At 74.8% G+C, this 19460-nt stretch carries 1 protein-coding gene (cut by a window edge); it reads right to left on the bottom strand.

Annotated features, from left to right (window positions below):
• Positions 1–22 precede the first annotated feature (22 nt).
• Positions 23–19460 carry the 3' portion of a non-ribosomal peptide synthase/polyketide synthase gene (locus ACMTAK_RS51110; RefSeq protein WP_413812530.1) on the bottom strand. Its footprint extends 2945 nt past the window's final position, so 19438 of the gene's 22383 nt are visible here — the last part of the coding sequence; its start codon lies off the right edge, out of view — the gene reads right to left on this strand; it ends in the stop codon at positions 23–25.

The following is a 19460-nucleotide window of genomic DNA, read 5'->3' as shown; positions in this document are numbered from 1 at the left end:
GCTCCTTCGGTGGAGAGGTCCGTCAACGGTCGGACGGGTTCTGGGTGGTGCGCGCGTCGCGCAGGGACCGGGCGAGCACCGGGCCGATCACGGCCCAGGCGGCGGGCTTGGTGATGTCGTTGTGGGCGCAGGCCACGTCGTGCCGGACCACGCGCCCGTCGACGTACGGGTCCCACAACTGGGGTGTGTAGGCCGAGCCCTCCTTGCCCTGCGCGGCGTGGAAGACCAGCACCTCGCCGCGGTACCGGTCCAGGTGGAAGTCCGCGGTGATGCGGGAGATGTTGCTGCCCACCCGCGCCAGGGCTTCGATGTGGCGTTCCTCCAGCCCGGCGATGGCGCTGTCGCCGTCGTCGAGCAGGGCCCGGGCCCGGGCGTGGTCCAGCGGGCCGTCGCCCAGCTCCGCCGGATCGTGGCCGAGGTACGTCAGCAGTTGCCGCAGAACGTCCTCGGGCCGCTCCTCGACCGCCTCATGGGTGTTGACCACGGGGTAGGCGTCGAGAATGGCCAGCGTCGCGACGTGTTCCCCGGCGGCCTGCAGCCGGGTGGCGATCAGATGCCCCAGGACACCGCCGAGCGACCAGCCCAGCAGATGGTACGGGCCGTGCGGCTGGATGGCCCGGATCTGCTCCAGGTAGTCCTCGGCCATGGCCGCCACCGACTCCGGCAGCGGCTCGTCGCGGGCCAGGCCGCGCGCCTGGAGGGCGTACACCGGGTGCTCGGGGTCGATGTGGCGCAGCAGCCCCGTGTACGTCCAGCTCAGCCCCCCCGCGGGCGGCAGGCAGAACACCGGCTCGGCGTCGCCGGTGCTCCGCAGCGGCAGCACCACGTCGAGCGGGTCGCCCTCGTCGCCGGCGGTCAGCCGCTCGGCGAGGCCCTCGACGGTGGGGCCGTCGAACAGCGCGGCGATGCTCACCGCGGTGCCGAAGGCCAGGTTCACCCTGCTGACCAGCCCGGCAGCGGTCAGTGAATCGCCGCCGAGGTCGAAGAAGTTGTCCTCGACCCCGATCCGGCGGACCCCGAGCGCCTCGGCGAACAGCCCGCACAGGACCTCCTCCCGCGGTGTCCTCGGCGCGCCGCCGCCGGTGCTGCCCGCGGTGTCCGGCGCGGGCAGGGCCGGCCGGTCCAGCTTGCCGTTCGGGGTGACCGGCAAGGTGTCCAGGGCGACGAACGCCGCGGGCACCATGTAGTCGGGCACCTGGCCGGCGAGGTGTTTGCGCAAGCCCATCGGGTCGAGCCGGCCCCCGTCGTGCGGCACCACGTACGCCGTGAGGCGGCGCCCGGCCGGGCCGGACTCCCGCAGCACGACGGCGGCCTGGGCCACGTCCGGGTGGCTGAGGAGCACCGACTCGATCTCGCCGGGTTCGATCCGGAAGCCGCGTACCTTCAGCTGCTCGTCGGCCCGGCCGACGAAGGTGAGCTGCCCGTCGTGAGTCCAGCGGACCAGGTCGCCGGTGCGGTACATGCGTCCCCCGGGCGTGCCGAACGGGTCGGCGACGAACCGCTCCGCCGTCAGCGCGCTCCGGTTGAGGTAACCGCGCGCCAGGCCGGGCCCGCTGACGTAGAGCTCACCGGCCACCCCGGGTGGCACCGGCCGCAGCCGCGCGTCCAGCACATAGGCGGAGGTGTTGGCGATGGGCCGGCCGATGGGGACCGCGGCGCCCGCGGTGAGGGGATCGCTCATCGTGGCACACACGGTCAGCTCGGTCGGTCCGTACGCGTTGACCATGCGCAGCCGCGGCGCCCACTGCTCCACCAGATGGGACGGGCAGGGCTCGCCCGCGACCACCAGGGTGCGCAGCCCGGGCAGCCCGTCGGGCGCCACCGCGGCGAGCGCGGTGGGCGGGACGGTGGCGTGGGTGACGCCGTGCCGGGCGACCACCCCGGCCAGCGCCGGACCCGGTATCAGCTCGGCCGCAGGGGCCAGCACCAAGGTGGCGCCCGCCGTCAGGGCGGTGACGATTTCCGAGACCGCCGCGTCGAAGCTGGGCGAGGCGAACTGCAGCACGCCGCTGTCCGCCTGGATCGCGAACCGCTCGGTCTGCGCCGCCGCCAGATTGCCGATGCCCCGGTGGGTGACCACGACACCCTTGGGCCGCCCGGTCGTGCCGGAGGTGTAGATGACGTACGCGGCCTCGTCGGGTGAGGCGGGTCCGGCCGGGGCCGGGGGCGTGTCGCTGTGGGCCGCCCACGCGGCTCGTACCGCGGGGTCGTCCAGGACGAGCGCCGGCCGGTTACCGCCGGCTTCCGCCAGCAGGCGCACCGTGTCCGTGGTCGCCACCATCAGCGCCGGGCGCGCGTCGTCCAGGATGAACGCGCACCGCTCGGCCGGATAGCGCGGGTCCACCGGCAGGTACGCCGCGCCCGCCCGGGCGACGGCGAGCACGGCCACCGCCGTGTCGGGCGTGCGCTCCAGCACCAGACCGACCAGTGCGCCCTTCCCGGCGCCGCGCTCGGCCAGCAGCCGGGCCAGCTGGTTCGCGCGCCGGTCCAGCTCCGCGTAGCTCAGCCGCTCGTCCCCACAGGTCACGGCGGTGCGCCGCGGGGCGAGCCGGGCCTGCTCGGCGACCAGCTCGGACCAGCGCGGTGACGGGACGGCGCGGGCGGTGTCGTTGAACCGCCGCAGCACCTGGTCGCGCTGGCCGGGGCCGAGCAGGTCGATCCCGCCGGCCGGCTGGTCCGGGTCGGTGGCCAGTGCCCGCAGCCAGCGCGTCAGCTGGTCCACGAGCCCCGCCGCGGTCGGCGCGTCGACCACATCGGGCCGGTGGTCGAGCCGCAGCCGCAGCGTTGCCCCGCGCATGGACGCGCACAGGGCCAGCGGATAGTGGGTGGCCTCGCGCGTCTCGTCTCCGCTGACGTCCACCTCGCCCGGCTCGGCGTCCAGGCCCGGCGGCGGGGCCGGGTAGTTCTCGAACACCGTGGCCGAGTCGAAGAGTTCGCCGAGGCCCGCCAGCCGCTGCACGTCGGACAGGCGCAGGTACGGATAGGCCATCAGCGCCGACTGCTGCCGCTGGATCCGCTCCAGCAGCGCCGACAGGGGCTCCGACTGGTCCAGGCGGACCCGGACCGGCAGGGTGTTGATGAACAGCCCGACCATCGTCTCGATGTCCGGCACCTCCGGGGGCCGCCCGGAGACGGTGGCGCCGAACACCACGTCGTCCCGGCCGGTGAGCCTGCCCAGCAGGGTGGCCCAGGCGCCCTGCACCACCGTGTTGAGGGTCAGTCCGTGGCGGCGCGCCACCTCGGCCAGCGCCGCGCTCAGCTCCTCGTCCACCTCCACCACCCGGCGCGACGGCGCGGCCGGTACCCGGGCGCCGGTCCGCGGCGCGAGCAGCAGCGGCTCCTGCAGCCCGGCCAGCGCCTCGCGCCAGGCGTCCTCGGCCTCGTTCCGGCCCTGCCGGGCGAGCCAGGTGAGGTATCCGCGGTAGTCGGCCGGGGCGGGCAGAGCCCGGTCGTCGCCCGCCGCCCCGTACAGGGCGGCCAGTTCGCCCAGGAGGATCGGCATGGACCAGCCGTCGAGCAGGATGTGGTGGTTGGTGAACAGGAAGCGGTACGCGTTCTCGGCCACCCGGATCAGAGTGAAGCGGATCAGCGGTGGCCGGCCCGGATCGAAGCGGCGCGCACGGTCCTCCGTGACGATGCGCTCCACCTCGCGGTCGAGCTCTCCGCCGCTGAAGGTCCGCAGATCGTGCTCGTACCAGGGCAGCGGCAGGTTGTCGACCACCACCTGTACCGGGCGGTCCAGGTCGTCCTGGCGGAAGGCCACCCGCAGGTTGGGGTGGCGGCGCAGCAGGGTGCGCACCGCCGCCCGCAGCGCGTCCCGGTCCACATGGCCGTCCAGCGCCCACAGGAACTGGACGGTGTACGGGTCGTGGCCGGCCTCGTCATAGCGGGCGTGGAAGAGCAGCCCCTCCTGTAGCGGGGTGAGCGGCAACACGTCCGCCAGGCCCGGCAGATCGGCCTCGAGCCGCTCGATCTGGCGCTGGGTGAGCTGGACGAGCGGCAGATCGGAGGGGGTGCGCCCGCCGGCGCCCGGCCGGCGCGGCAGGTCGGCCAGGGCCTGGAGCGCCTCGACCCAGCCCGCGCACAGCTCGTGGACCTCCTCGTCGGTGAACAGCTCGTCCGGCCAGGTCCACACGCAGCTCAGGGACGGTCCGTCGGCCGTGTCGTCCGCGCGCGCGTTGATCTCCAGGGCATGGCCGAACGGCCGCTGTCCGTCGGTGCCGCCGTCATAGCGGCCGGTCTCGTACACCGGCTCGGCGGCGGTCGGCGGCAGCGGGTCGCCGGGCGTCGCGAACCGGCCGAAGTAGTTGAACGCGACCTGCGGTTCGGCGCCGCCCGCGAGGCGGACGGCGGACTCCGGGTCGAGGTAGCGCAGCAGCCCGTAGCCGATCCCGTGGTCGGGGATCCGTCGCAGTTGCTCCTTCACCGCCTTCGCGGCCCGTTCGGCGGCCGGACCCCCCGCCCACGCGGGGCCGAGACCCGACAGGTCGATCCGCACCGGGTACATCGCGGTGAACCAGCCGACGGTCCGCGTGAGGTCGACACCGTCCACGATGTCGTGCCGGCCGTGGCTCTCCACCGCCACCAGGACGTCGTCGCGGGCGTCGCCGCGGCGCGCGGCGCGCCACCGGGTCAGAGCCAGCGACAGCGCGGTGAGCAGGATGTCGTCCACCCCGCCGTGGATGGCGCGCGGTGCGTCCGTCAGCAACGCGGTGCTCAGCTCGACGGGCAGCCGGACGTGGGTGAACCGGGTCGAGGCGACGGTATCGCGGGCCGGGTCGAGCGGGCGGCGGCCCAGCGGCGGCTCCGGAGCGCCCACCACCGCCTCCCAGAACCCGGTTTCGGCACGGCGCCCGGCCGCCAGCCGGTGCAGCCGGGTGGCCCAGCCGCGCAGCGAGGTCCCGACCGGCTGGAGGGCGATCTCACCGCCCCGCGCGGCCGTCTCGTACGCCTCGGCCAGGTCGGGCACCAACACCCGCCAGGACACTCCGTCGACGGCCAGATGGTGCACCAGGAGCAGCAGATGCCCATCGTGTTCCGGGCCCGCGTCGAACCACACGGCCCGCATCATCACGCCGTCGTCCGGGGCCAGCCGGGCCGCCGCCGCCTCGCGATGGTCGGTGACCGCGGCGTCGAGCGCCGCCTCGTCCAGCCCCGCCACGTCCACGCGGCGCAGCAGCTCTTCCGCACGGACGGCCGGGACCGGCGGGATCTCCAGGCGCCACCGCTCCTCGTTCCGCCGCAGCCGCATGCGCAGCGCGGCATGATGGTCCAGCAGCGCCCGCAGGGCCCGCAGCAGCGGCTCCGCGGTGGCGCCCGCGGGCAGGGGCACGATCCGCGACTGGTGGAAGCCCTCGATGGGGCCGCCCCGCTCACGCAGCCAGTGCACGATGGGCAGCAGCGGCACCTCGCCGGTATCCGGCTCGTCGGCTCCCTCCGGCGCGGCGCCGTCCGCGAGGCGGACCACGGCGGCCAGTTCCGCGACGGTCGGGTACTGGAACACATCGCGCGTACTGATCAGCAGACCGGCCCGCCGGGCGCGGCTGACCAGCTGGATCGACATGATGCTGTCGCCGCCCAGGTCGAAGAAGCTGTCGTCGACGCCGATGGAGGGCAGGGCCAGCACCTCGGCCATCACCGCGCACAGCCGCGCCTCCCGCTCGGTGCGCGGCGCCCTCGATGTGGCCGCGCCGGAGAAGTCGGGCTTGGGCAGGGCGCGCCGGTCGAGCTTGCCGTTGACGGTGGTCGGCAGTTCGTCGAGCGGGACGAACGCGGCGGGCACCATGTAGGCGGGCAGCCGCCGCTCCGCGTGGGCGCGCAGGTCGGCCACGAGGGTGCCCAGCCTGCGGGAGCCGAGGGGGTTGTTGACGTGGGCCGCGGGCTCCAGGCGGGTGGCGGGCAGGTACACGTCGGTCAGAAGGGGCCCGGCGGCGCCGAAGACCGCGTCCAGCCGCCCGGGTGCGCCCGGGGCGTACGTGACGAGCACGGCCACCCCGAGGCGGTCGCCCAGGGCATACAGCGCCTCCGGGTCGATGCCCGGCTCGTCGGGGCGGTGGAGGGCGTCCACGGCCTCGGCGACCTCCCGTCCCTCGGCGAGGGTCTGGAGGGCGGCCCGCTCCCCGGCAAGCCGGGCGTCCGGGATGCCCGTCACGCGTACCGGCCCGCCGCGCCCGGCCAGCACGCGCTCCATGTCGGCCAGGTCGGTGACGTCCACGCCGTGGCGCAGCCGTTCGATGTCGCCGAGGCCCTCTGCGTCCACCGGGCCGGTGCGCAGCACCACGTCGAAGCGGTGGCGGGTGAGCTCGTTGTCGCTGTGCCCGCGCTTGACCCGGACGTCCACGGCCGTGTAGGCGGGGATGTCGCGGGCGACGGCGGCGAAGTACTCGGGGTCGACCAGGAGTTCCTTCTCCATCAGGATCGTCTGCTCGACGGCCCGGGACAGCTCCGCCGCGCCCTGCTGTCCGGTCCACCCGTGCAGCCGCGCCGCGGTCTGGAAGGCGCGCTGGGTGCGCAGGTTGCGCTGGTCGCCGAGGAACACCGCGCCCCCGGGGACCACGAGGTCCGCCAGTGACTCCAGCAGGTCGGTGAGGTAGGCGGCGTGGGGGAAGTACTGGGCGACCGAGTTGATGACGACGGTGTCGAAGAAGCCGGTGGGCAGCCCCTCCAGCTCATGCGCGGCGCGCAGCTTCAGCTCGACCCGGCCGGCCAGTTCGGGCCGGGCCGCCACCTGGCCGCGCAGGACGGCGATGGCCTCGGCCGAGAAGTCCAGGCCCCAGTAGGTCTCGCAGTCGCCGGCGAGTTTGGCCAGCAGCAGTCCACTGCCGACGCCGATTTCCAGCACCCGGCGGGGCCGTAGGGCACGGATCCGTTCCACGGTGGCGTCCCGCCACTCCCGCATCTCCTCGATCGGGATGTCCTCGCCGGTGTAGCTGCTGGCCCAGCCGCTGAAGTCCTCGCCGAACTCCTCCGGCCGCTCCGCGCCGTACATCTGCGCGTACAGCTGCTGCCACTGGTCGATCTGCTCCTCGGCGGAGCCGGTCTCCTCCGCGGTGCCGTCGGCGCCCGGCACCACATACGCCACCAGCTGGTGGTCGCCGGGACGGTCCTCCCGCACCACGACGGCCGCCTGGGCGACGTCCGGGTGGCCGGCGAGAGCAGCTTCGATCTCGCCCGGTTCGATCCGGAAGCCGCGGATCTTGACCTGGTCGTCGGCGCGGCTGAGGAACTCCACCGCGCCCTCGGCGTTCCACCGCACCAGGTCGCCCGTCCGGTACATCCGGCCGCCCGCCGGGCCGTACGGATCGGCCACGAACCGCTCGGCCGTCAGCTCCGGCCGCCCCAGATAGCCGCGCGCCAGACCCGCGCCCGCGATGTAGAGCTCGCCCGGCACGCCTGGCGGGACCGGGCACAGCCCGTCGTCCAGAACGTGGACGCGCATGTTGTCCAGCGGCCGTCCGATGGGGATCTGGGCAGGGACGCGGTCGGGGTCCGGCACCCGGAAGCGGGTGGCGAAGGTGGTGGTCTCGGTCGGGCCGTAGCCGTCCACGACCACGGTCCCCGGGCAGGCCGCCATGACCCGCCGCACCGCCTCCGCGGGCACCACGTCGCCGCCGGTCCACACCTCGGCCACGCCCGTGAAGCATGACGGGGCCTCCTCGGCGGTGAGCCGGAACAGCCCGGCGGTCATCCACAGCGCCGTGACCGAGTGCTCGGCGACGACCCGCTCCAGCGTCGGAAGGTCCAGGTCGCCCGGCGGGGCCACGACCACCCGGCCGCCGTTCAGCAGCGGCACCCACAGCTCGTAGGTGGCGGCGTCGAACGCCTGCGGCGAGTGCAGCAGCACCCGGTGGTGAGCCGAGGCGAACGCCCGGTCGGCCGCGAGCGCCGTGACGTCGGCGTGCGTGACCGCCACGCCCTTCGGCACCCCGGTCGAACCGGAGGTGTACATCACGTACGCCAGCTGCTCGGGGTGCACGGCCACCGGGAGTGGCGCGTCCGGCCCGTCGGCCTGGGCCGGGGTGTCCACCACGAGGACGGTGGCGTCGTGCGCGCACTCCAGCGCGGGCGAGGCCAGGTCGGTGAGCAGCACCGAGACCTGGCTGTCCGCCATGATGTGGCCGCGCCGGGAGGCCGGGTAGCGCGGATCGATCGGCACATACGCGGCGCCGGCCTTGAGCACCGCGAGGATCGACACCACCAGCGCGGGCGAGCGCTCCTGGAACAGGGCGACCCGGCCCTCGGGGGCGACCCCGAGTGCGACCAGGCGCCGCGCGAGCCGGTCGGACGCCTCGTCCAGCTCCCGGTAGGTCAGCCGCCGCTCGCCCGCGGCGACGGCCACCGCGTCCGGTGTGCGTGCCACCTGGGCGGCGAACCGCCCGGTCACGCTGTCCGGCGCGGCCTCCGTGGCGGTGTCGTTCCACCGTCGCAGAACGGTCTCCCGCTCCTCCTCGCCCAGCAGGTCGATGGCGGAGACCGGACGCTCGGGATCCGCGGTCGCGGCGGTCAGCAGCCGCTCGAGACGCTCCAGCAGCCCGGCGACCGTGCCGGCATCGAACAGGTCGGTGCTGTACTCGACGAACCCGGCCATGCCCTCCGGCGTGCCGCTGTCGTCGTCGAACTGCTCGGCGAAGCTGAAGAACAGGTCGAAGCGGGAGGCGCCGGTGAAGCCGTCTGCGGCCGTGACGGTGAGCCCGGGCAGCTGCAGGTCCGCGGCCGCCGTGGCGTTCTGCAGGGCCAGCATCACCTGGAACAGCGGCTGGTGTGCCGCGGAGCGGTCCGGCCGCAACACCTCCACCAGGTGGTCGAACGGCACGTCCTGGTGGGCGTACGCGGCCAGCGACGTCTCCCGGGCGCGGCCGACCAGGTCGGCGAACGAGGGGTTGCCGCTGATGTCGTTGCGCAGCACCAGGGTGTTGACGAAGAAGCCGACCAGCTTGTCCAGCGCCTCGTCGGTGCGGCCCGCGATGGGGCTGCCCAGTGGAATGTCCGTACCCGCGCCGAGCTTGCTCAGCAGCGCCGCCACCGCGGCCTGCATCACCATGAACGTGCTCGCGCCCTGCTGCCGTGCCAGCGCCCGGATCGCGGAGTGCAGCCGCGCCGGCAGCCGGATGTCCAGCCGTCCGCCCTCGAAGCTGGCCACCGCCCGGCGCGGCCGGTCGGTGGGCAGGTTCAGCTGGTCGGGCAGGTCCGCCAGAGTCCGCTCCCAGTGGCCGACCTGCGCCGCGAACAGGCTGTCCGGATCGGACTCCTCGCCCAGCAGCTCCCGCTGCCACAGCGCGTAGTCCGCGTAACTCACCGGCAGCGGCTCCCAGTCGGGAGCCCGCCCGGCGCAGCGGGCCGTGTACGCCCGGGCCACGTCCCCGGCGAGCGGGCCGATCGACCAGCCGTCGCCCGCGATGTGGTGGACGACCAGGACGAAGACGTGCTCGGTGGGCGACAGGGAGAGCAGGGTCGCCGCCACCGGCAGGCCGGTGGTCAGGTCGAACCGGACCCGGACCGCCTCGGCCGTCGCGGCCTCCGCCTCGGACCGCGTCACCTGGCGAGAGGCGATCTCCACCCGGGCGTCGGCCCCGGTCAGGATCCGCTGCCTGGGCACGCCGTCGACCTCGGGGAAGAAGGTGCGCAGGCTTTCGTGCCGGTCGAGGACATCGTCCAGCGCGGTCCGCAACGCGTCCCGGTCCAGGTCGCCGGAGAGCCGCACCACGAACGGCATGTTGTACGTCGGGCTCGGTCCCTCCAGACGGTGCAGCAGCCACATCCGGCGCTGGGCGAACGACAGCGGCAGCACCTCCGGGCGGGGCAGCGGGCGCAGCGCGGGGCGGGCCTGCTCGGCACCGTCGAGCCGGCTGACCAGCCCGGCCGCGGTGGGGTGCTCGAACAGGGCGCGGATCGGCAGTTCGACGCCGAAGACCGTGCGCACCCGGCTCATCAGCCGCGTCGCCAGCAGCGAATGGCCACCGGACTCGAAGAAGCTGTCATGGACCGGGAAGGCGTCCATGCCGAGGGTCTGGGCGAACAGTCCGCACATGATCTCCTCGCGCGGGGAGCGCGGGGCGCCGCGCTGGGGGCCATGGGCCGTGGCCGCCGGTTCCGGCAGGGCACGCCGGTCGAGCTTGCCGTTGGGCGTCATGGGCAGCGCGTCGAGCGCGACGAGTGCCGACGGGACCATGTACTCGGGCAGACACGCCGCGAGATGCGCGCGCAGCGCCCCGGCGTCGGCCGCCCGGCCGGGCGCCGGCACGACGTATCCGACGAGCCGCTGGTCGCCCGGTCTGTCCTCGCGCAGCAGCACCGCCGCCTGGGCGACATCCTGATGGCGGGTCAGCGCCGCTTCGATCTCCCCGGGTTCGATGCGGAACCCGCGCAGCTTCACCTGGTGGTCGACCCGGCCCAGGTACTCCAGGCACCCGTCGGAGCCCCACCGGGCGAGGTCCCCGGTGCGGTACATCCGGGTGCCCGCAGGGCCGTACGGGTCGGCCACGAAGCGTTCGGCCGACAGGCCGGGCCGTCCCAGATAGCCGTGGGCCAGACCCGAGCCGCCGATGTACAGCTCGCCCGCGACCCCGGCCGGGACCGGCCGCAGCCGCCCGTCCAGGACGTGGACGGTGGTGTTGGCGATCGGGGCGCCGATGGCCGGGGTGCCCGGGCGGGCACCGAGGGCCGCGGTCGTGGACCAGATGGTGGTCTCCGTCGGCCCGTACAGGTTGGTCAGCTCCGCGCCGACCCCGGTGATCCGGTCCGCCAGTTCGCGCGGCAGCGCCTCACCGCCGGCCAGGGCGCGCAGGCCCCGCGGCGCGTGGGGGTCATGGGCGACCAGGGCCTGCCACAGGGACGGCGTCCCCTGCAGAACGGTCGCGCCCGCCTCGTCGGCCAGCCGCAGCAGCGCCGCCGGGTCGCGCACCGTGTCGCGGTCGGCGATGACCACCGCGGCTCCGCTCACCAGCGGGAGGTACAGCTCCAGCGCGGCGATGTCGAACGCCACCGTGGTGACGGCCAGCAGCCGGTCGGCGACCTCCAGCGGGAACCGCTCGGCCATGTCGGCGAGGAAGTTGGCCAGCGCGCGCCGCGGCACCACCACGCCCTTGGGCCGTCCGGTCGATCCCGAGGTGTGGATGACGTACGCGGGGTGCTCCGGATGCACCGGTGCGGCCCGCTCGTCGTCGGCCCACGGCCGCCCCGGCGAATCCGGCGTACGGTGCGGCTCGGCGTCGTCCAGCAGCTCCAGGTCCGCGCCCTCGGGCAGGGCCGCGGCGGTGGCTCGGGTGGCGAGGGCGAGCAGCGGACGCGCGTCGGCGAGGGTGGCGGCCAGCCGCTCCGCGGGGTGTGCGGGGTCCAGCGGCAGATACGCCGCGCCCGAGCGCAGTACCGCCAGCAGCGCCACCAGCAGGCCGGTGCCGCGCGGCAGGGCCACGGCGATCAGGCGACCGGGCGCCGCGCCGCGGCCGACCAGGCGCCGGGCCAGCCGGGTCACGGCGGCGTCCAGTTCGCCGTACGTCAGCGACCCGTCGGGGCCGCGCACCGCGAGGGCGCCGGGGGTGGCCGCGGCGCGTCGGGCGAGCAGCGCGTCGACGCCGTCGGCGGGGACCGTCCGCCGCGGCCCGGTGCCCGCCGTACGCAGCGCCGACCGCTCTTCGGGGTCGAGCAGCTCCAGCTCCCCGACCGCCTCGTCGGGCGCGGCGGTGGCCGCGGACAGCAGCCGCACCAGACGGGCCGCCAGCCCGGCCACCCGCTCGCCCTCGAAGAGGTCGACGGCGTAGCCCACCGTGCCGGTGATACCGGCCGGTGTGCCGTCCGCGGCGTGGTGCTCGGTGAAGGTGAAGGACAGGTCGAACTTCTCCGTCTCCAGGTGGAAGCCCTCCGGCTCGACCGTCAGCCCGGGCAGGCCCAGGCTCCAGTCGGCCCGCGCGGCGTTCTGGAGGTTGAGCGCCACCTGGAACAGCGGGTGGCGGGCCATCGAACGGCCCGGGTTGACCGCCTCCACCAGGCGCTCGAACGGAAGGTCCTGGTGGGCGTAGGCCGCCAGGTCGGTCGCGCGCACCCGGTCCAGCAGCTCGGCGAAGGTCGGCTCTCCGGAGGTGTCGGTGCGCAGCACCAGGGTGTTGACGAAGAATCCGACCAGGGCCTCGAGGGCCTCGTCGGTGCGCCCGGCGATCAGGCTGCCGATCGGGATGTCCGTGCCGCAGCCCAGGCGCGAGAGCAGCGCTGCCAGGCCCGCCTGCAGAACCATGTAGACGCTCGCCTGGCGGGACCGGGCCAGCTCGCCGATCCGCTGGTGCAGTCCGGCGGGGATCTCCACCGGAACATTGGCGCCCTGATAGCTCGCCACGGCCGGGCGGGGGCGGTCGGTGGGCAGGGACAGCTCGTCGGGCAGCCCGTCCAGCGTCTCCTCCCAGTAGCGCAGCTGCCGGGCGATGGGGCTGTCCGGCTCGGCCTCGTCGCCCAGCACCGCGCGCTGCCACAGCGCGTAGTCGGCGTAACTCACGGGCAGCGGCTGCCAGCCGGGCTCGCGGCCGGTGGCCCGCGCCCGGTAGGCGGTCGCCAGGTCGGCCATGAGCGGGGCGAGCGACCAGCCGTCGGCGGCGATGTGGTGCATGGTCAGGGTGAGCACATGGGTGTCCGCGGCCAGAGCGAACACCCGGGCCCTGAGCGGGGGCTCGGCGGTCAGATCGAAGCCGCGGCGCATCTCGGCCGCCAGCAGCCCGGCCAGATGCTCCTCGGTGGTCTCGGTGATCTCCGGCCGCGGCGCGGCCCGGTCCGCGGCGAGCACCCGCTGCACGGGTATTCCGGCGGACTCGGGGAAGACGGTGCGGAACACCTCGTGCCGCGCCACCAGGTCACCCAGCGCCGCGGTGAGCGCGTCCCGATCCAGTGCACCGGTCATCCGCAGGGCGATCGGCAGATTGTACGCGGAGTCGGCCGTGTCGTCGAAGCGGTTGAGGAACCACAGCCGCCGCTGGGCGAACGACAGCGGGATGTCGGCCGGGCGCGGCATCGGCGCGAGCGCACGGCGGCCCGCCCCGGCGTGGGTGAGGTACGCGGCCAGCCTGGCCACCGTGGGCGCCTCGAAGACGGCGCGGATCGGCAGCTCCAGCCCGAAGGCCGAGCGGATCCTGCTGACCAGCCGGGTGGCGAGCAGCGAATGCCCGCCCAGGTCGAAGAAGTTGTCGTGCACGCCGACGTCCGGCACTCCGAGCATGTCCGCGAACAGGTGGCACAGCGCCTCTTCCCGCGGGGTGCGCGCGCCGGCCGCGCCCGGCCTGTCCGGCCGGTCCGCCGCCGGAGCGGGGAGCGCGGCGCGGTCCACCTTGCCGTGCGCGGTCAGCGGCAGCTCGTCCAACGTCAGATACGCCTGCGGCACCATGTACTCCGGCAGCCGTCCGGCCAGGTGCCCCGCGAGGTCGGCGGGGGCGCAGGGCTCGGTGCCGGGTGCCGGGACGAGATAGGCCACCAGGCGCTGGTCGCCCGGCCGGTCCTCGCGCACGATCACCGTCGCGCCGGCGACGGCCGGATGCGCGGCGAGCGCCACCTCGATCTCGCCCAGCTCGATCCGGAAACCCCGCAGCTTGACCTGGTCGTCGCCGCGGCCCACGTACACCAGCTCCCCGGCCCGGTTCCACTTGGCCAGGTCGCCGCTGCGGTACATCCGGGCGCCGGGCGGTCCGTACGGGTCGGCCACGAACCGCTCCGCGGTCGGCGCCTGCGCGTGCAGATAGCCGCGCGCCAGCCCCTCACCGGCCAGATACAGCTCCCCGGTCACGCCTTCGGCCACCGGTTCGAGCCCCGCGTCCAGCACATACAGCCGGGCGTTGGCCTGCGGCCGCCCGATCGGCACCGGCCCGTCCGGCAGCGGTGCCCCGGGGGCGAGGCGGTACTCGGCGCAGTTCACGGTGGCCTCGGTCGGCCCGTACACATTGCGCACCGTCACGTCCGGGTGCCGCTCGCGCCATTCGCGCAGGCTGGTGCCGAGCAGCGGCTCGCCGCCGAGCAGCAGGTCACCGGAGGGCGAGTAGCCGTCGGGCAGCGCGGTGAGCAGCGGCAGATGGCTCGGGGTGGCCTTGAGGAACGTGACGGGCGCCGTGGCGAGCCCGGCCTCCTCCTGCGGCGCCGGTTCGCTGAGCGAGGCGAGGTTGACGCAGCCGCCGACCAGCAGCGGTGTGTACAGGCCGGTGACGGTCAGGTCGAACGAGGCGGGCGAGTGCACCAGCGCGACCCCGCGCGCCGATGCGTACTCGGCGGTGGTGTGCGCCAGGTAGTCGGTGAGTGAGCGGTGCTCGACCACCACGCCCTTGGGCTGCCCGGTGGAGCCGGAAGTGTAGATGACGTACGCCGCGTCCCGCAGGGACAACGGGCGGCCGCGCTCCGCGTCGGTCACCGGCCCGCCTTCGCAACGCTCCAGGGCCGCCGTCGTCTCCGGCGCGTCCAGCAGGACCACGGGCGCGGCGCACTCCGGAAGCCGCGCCGCGGTGGCGGTGTCGGTGAGCACCACCGCGGGCGCCGCGTCGCCGAGCACGAAGGCGATGCGGTCGGCTGGGTTGCCGGGATCGATCGGCAGATACGCGGCACCGGATGTCACCACGCCGAGCAGGGCCGTGACCAGCCGCGGTGTTCTGGGCAGCGCGACCGCGACCAGCGCGCCGGGTCCGGCGCCGGCGGCCATCAGGTGGCGGGCGAGCCCGCCCGCGGCGGCCGCCAGTTCCGCGTACGTCAGCGTGAGCGGGCCGCGCACCACCGCGGGCGCGTCCGGGGTGCGCGCCGCCTGGGCGGTGAACAGCTCCGGCAGGGTCGCCGCGGGCACTTTCACGGAGGGGCCCGCCGCGTACCCCGACACCAGCCGGTCGCGCCGCTCGGCGGGCAGCATCGCCAGCCGGTCGATGGGCCGGTCCGGGTCGTCCGCGGCGGACCGCAGCACCCGGGCCAGGTACGCGGCGAAGTCCTCCGCCGTGGCCTGGTCGAACAGGTCGACGCTGTACTGGATGTCGCCCTGGAGCCCGGCCGGGCCGCCATCGGTGTCGTACTCCTCGGAGAAGCCGAAGGCCAGGTCGAACCGGGCCGCGCCGAGGTTGACCACATACGAGCTCACCTCCAGGCCCCGCATCTCGCTGGCGTAGTCCGGCAGGTTCTGGAGGTTCAGCAGCACCTGGAACAGCGGGTGCCGGGCCAGCGAACGCGGCGGGTTGACGGCCTCCACCAGCCGCTCGAACGGCACGTCCTGGTTGCCGTAGGCACTCAGGTCGGTCTCCCGCACCCGGTCCACCAGCTGACGGAACGTCGGGCGCCCGGAGGTGTCGGTGCGCAGCACCAGCATGTTGGTGAGGAATCCGACCATGTCGTCGAGCGCCTCGTCGGTGCGGTTGGCGATCACGCTGCCGATCGGGATGTCGGTGCCCGCACCGACCCGGTGCAGCATCGAGGCGAGCCCGGCCTGCAACACCATGTACAGGCTCGCGCCCGTCTCCTGGGAGAGCGCCAGCAGCTTCCGGTGCAGCTCCGCGTCCAGCCGGTAGTACACGGGCATGCCGCGGTGGCTCGCGACCGCCGGGCGCGGACGGTCCACCGGGAGCGCCAGCTCCTGCGGCAGCGCGGCGAGCTGCTCACGCCAGTAGCGCAGCTGCCCGGAGAAGACGCTGTCCGGGTCGTCCTCGTCGCCCAGCACCTGCTGCTGCCACAGCGCGTAGTCGGCGTTCTGCACCGGCAGCGGCTCCCACCCCGGCGCCCGCCCGTCGCAGCGCGCGGCGTAGGCGGTGGCCAGATCGGTCGCCAGCGGCCGCATCGACCAGCCGTCACCGGCGATGTGGTGCAGCACGAACAGCAGGACGTGGTCCTCCTCCGCCAGGCGGAACAGTGACACCCGCAGCGGCACCTCGGCCGTCAGGTCGATACCGCGGCGGACCTCGGCCTCCAGTCGCTCGTCCACGTCCCCGGGGCCGGCCTCCACCACCGCCAGGTCGGGCCGCGCCTCGTCGGCGGGCAGGATCCGCTGGTAGGGCACGCCGTCCCGCTCGGGGTAGACCGTCCGCAGGCTCTCGTGCCGGCCGACGAGGTCGCCGAGCGCGTCGGTGAGCGCGGCCTCGTCGAGCGGGCCCCGCAGCCGGATCGAGATCGGCATGTTGTACGTGGCGCTCTGGCCGTCGAACCGGTTGATGAACCACAGCCGCCGCTGGGCGAACGACAGCGGGATGTGCTCCGGCCGCGCCATGGCCCGCAGCGCGCTGCGCCCGGCGCGGGCGTCGTCCAGCCGGGCGGCGAGCGCCTCGGCCGTCGGCGCGTCGAACACCGCCCGGATGGGCAGCTCCACACCGAAGGCGGCCCGGACCCGGCTGACCAGGCGGGTGGCGAGCAGCGAGTCGCCGCCGAGGGCGAAGAAGCTGTCGTCGACGCCGACGTCCGGCCGCCCCAAGAGGTCGACGAACAGGCCCAGCAGCTGCTCCTCGCGCGGGGTGCGGGCGGCCCGGCCGGAGACGGTGACCTCGGGCGCGGGCAGCGCCGCGCGGTCGACTTTCCCATTGGCGGTGAGCGGAAGCCGGTCCAGGGTGACCACGGCGGAGGGCACCATGTAGTCCGGCAGCTCGTCGGCCAGCCGACGGCGCACCGCCTCGGCGTCAAGGGCCGCGCCGTCGGCGGGCACGAGATAGGCGTTGAGCCGCCGCGGGCCGTCGGCGGCGCGGCGTGCGACCACCGCGGCCTGGGCCACCCGCGGCAGCCGGGAGATGGCCGCCTCCACCTCGCCCAGTTCGATGCGGAACCCGCGGATCTTGACCTGGTCGTCGGCGCGGCCCGCGAACAGCAGTCTGCCCTCCGGTGTCCACCGCACCAGGTCGCCGACCCGGTACATGCGGCTGCCCGGCGGGCCGAACGGGTCGGCCACGAAAGAGGCGGCCGTCAGCCCCGGCCGGTCCCAGTAGCCGCGCGCGAGCCCCTCACCGGCGATGTACAGCTCACCGGTGACCCCGGTCGGCACCGGTCGCAGCATGCCGTCCAGCGCATAGACGCGCATGTTGTCCATCGGGCCGCCGATCGGCACGGTGCCGGCGGGTGGGATGGCGGCGTCCACCCGGTGGAATGTGGCGAAGCTGGTGGTCTCGGTCGGACCGTAGGTGTCCTTGAACACCATGCCGGGGAAGCGGTCCAGCAGCCGGGCGACCGAGGCGGCGGGCACCACGTCGCCGCCCGCGAGCAGTTCGCGCACCGGCGCCAGGCACTCCAGGTCCTCGTCCACCACCAGCCGGAACAGCCCTGCCGTCAGATGCAGCGCCGTCACCCGGTACTCGCTCAGGAGCCGCCCGAGGGACGCCACGTCCAGCTCCTCCGGCGGAGCGAGCACCACCTGACGGCCCCTCAGCAGAGGCATCCACAGTTCGTAGTTGGAGGCGTCGAAGGCGTGCGGGGCGTGCAGCAGTACCCTGCGGTGGGCCTCCCCGGCGAAGCAGCGGTCGAGCGCGAACGCCAGCAGGTCACGGTGGGTGACTGCCACGCCCTTGGCGCGACCGGTGGAGCCGGAGGTGTACATGATGTACGCGAGCTGCTGCGGATGACCCCCGGCTTCCGGGTCCTCGGCCGGCTGGTCGGCCAGCCGGGGCTCGTCGTCCACGACGATGACCGGACCGCCGGCCGGGGGCGCGTCGGACGCCGACGCGGTGTCGGTCAGCACCACCGCGGCGCCCGTTTCGGCGACGATGAGGGCCGTGCGTGCCAGCGGTGCCCGTGCGTCCAGCGGTACGTAGGTCCCGCCGGCCTTGAGCACGGCCAGCAGCGACACGACGAGATCCGGCGAGCGGCGCTGGAGCACGGCCACCCGGGAGCCCGCCGTCACGCCCGAGGCGCGCAGCAGATGGGCCAGCCGGTTGGCAGCCGCGTCCAGCTCCTGATACGTCAGCTGCCCGCCCTGCCACAGCAGGGCCGGCTCATCGGGCACCCGCGCGGCCTGTTCGGCGAAACGGTGCTGCACGGTGTCCGCCAGGGCGGGTACCTCGACGGCGGTGTCGTTCCACTCGGTCAGCAGCCGCGCGTGCTCGGCCCCGGTCAGCAGCCGCAGCCGCGACAGCCGCCCGCCGGGCGCGTCGGCGAGCTGGGTGAGCACCGAGGTCATGCGCTCCCACAGCCCCGTCACGGACTCCGCGTCGAACAGCGACGAGCGGTAGTACAGCCGTCCGGTGAGCTCCGGGCCGCCGGGCGTCTCGGCCAGGACCACCGCCAGGTCGAACCTCTCCACGCCCAGGGCCGCGTCGTCCGGGCGCACCACAAGACCGGGCCACCGCGCGGAGCCCCCACCACTCCGTACGGTCAGGGCGACCTGCGCCAGTGGATGGCGCGAGGCGATCAGATCCGGCTCCAGACGGCGCAACAGCCGCTCGAACGGGACCGGGTGGCGCCGGGCCTCGGCGGCCGCCCGGCCGACGCGGGCGATCAGGTCGGCCGCCGTCGGATCACCGGAGGTGTCGACGCGCAGGACGGACAGATGCGCCCCGAAGGCCGCGGGGCCGGTTTCCCCGGCGGGGTGGGACAGGGTGGCGACGGGCACGTCATGGCCGGCCCCGAGGCCGCCGAGCACCAGGGCGAACGCGGCGCGCAGCACCGTCTCCAGGTCGGTGCCGGCCCGCTCGGCGAGCGCGCCGAGGCGCTCGCGCGCCTCGGCGCCCAGCCGGACGGGCACGGCGTGCGAGGGCTGGGCGTCCACGGCCGGGCGCGGCCGGTCGGTGGCCAGCGGCAGCTCCTCGGGCGCGCCCGCCAGGTGTCCGGCCCACCAGGCGAGGGCCTCCTCGTCCCGGGCCCGGTCCGGCTCCGGCTCCGCCTCCCAGCGCACCGGTTCGCCGCCGGTCCGGGCCCGGTAGGCGGACGCCAGGTCGCGCAGCAGCCGTCCGCCCGCCCAGTCGTCGCCCGCGATCCGGTGCACCACCGTCACCAGGACGGCTTCGCCGCCGCTGACGCGGAACAGCGCGAACCGCACGGGCAGCCGGGTGGCCAGGTCGAATCCGCCGGCCACCTCGGCGGTCACCGCCGCCTCGTCGAAGTCGGCCACCGTGAGCGGTACGCGCACGCTCGACGGCGGCAGCACCGCCCCGCTCGGCTCGCCGTCACGCTCGGGGAAGACCGTACGCAGCGCCTCGTGCCGGGCCAGCACATCGTGCAGCGCGCCGCGCAGCGCCTCCTGGTCGAGGTCGCCGGTCAGCCGCACGGCGAACGGCACGTTGTGGGTGGCGGCCCGGTGCTCCTCGAAGCGGTTGATGAACCACAGACGGCGGTCCGCGCGTGAGACCTCCACCGTGCGGGCCCCGGCCGCGGACGCCGCGTCGCCCTGCGGCAGCGCGGCCGTGATCCGGGCGGTCAGCGCCTCGACCGAGGGTGCCTCGAAGATGACGCGGATCGGCACGTCCACCCCGAAGGCCGAGCGGATCCGCCCGGCCAGCCGGATCGCGAGCAACGAATGACCGCCCAGCTGGAAGAAGTCGTCGTCGACGCCGACC

This window comes from Streptomyces lacaronensis (genome assembly GCF_047337785.1).
Lineage (GTDB): Bacteria > Actinomycetota > Actinomycetes > Streptomycetales > Streptomycetaceae > Streptomyces > Streptomyces lycopersici.
The sequence above is the reverse complement of the archived record's forward strand: the minus strand, read 5'-3'. Positions and strand labels throughout refer to the sequence as shown.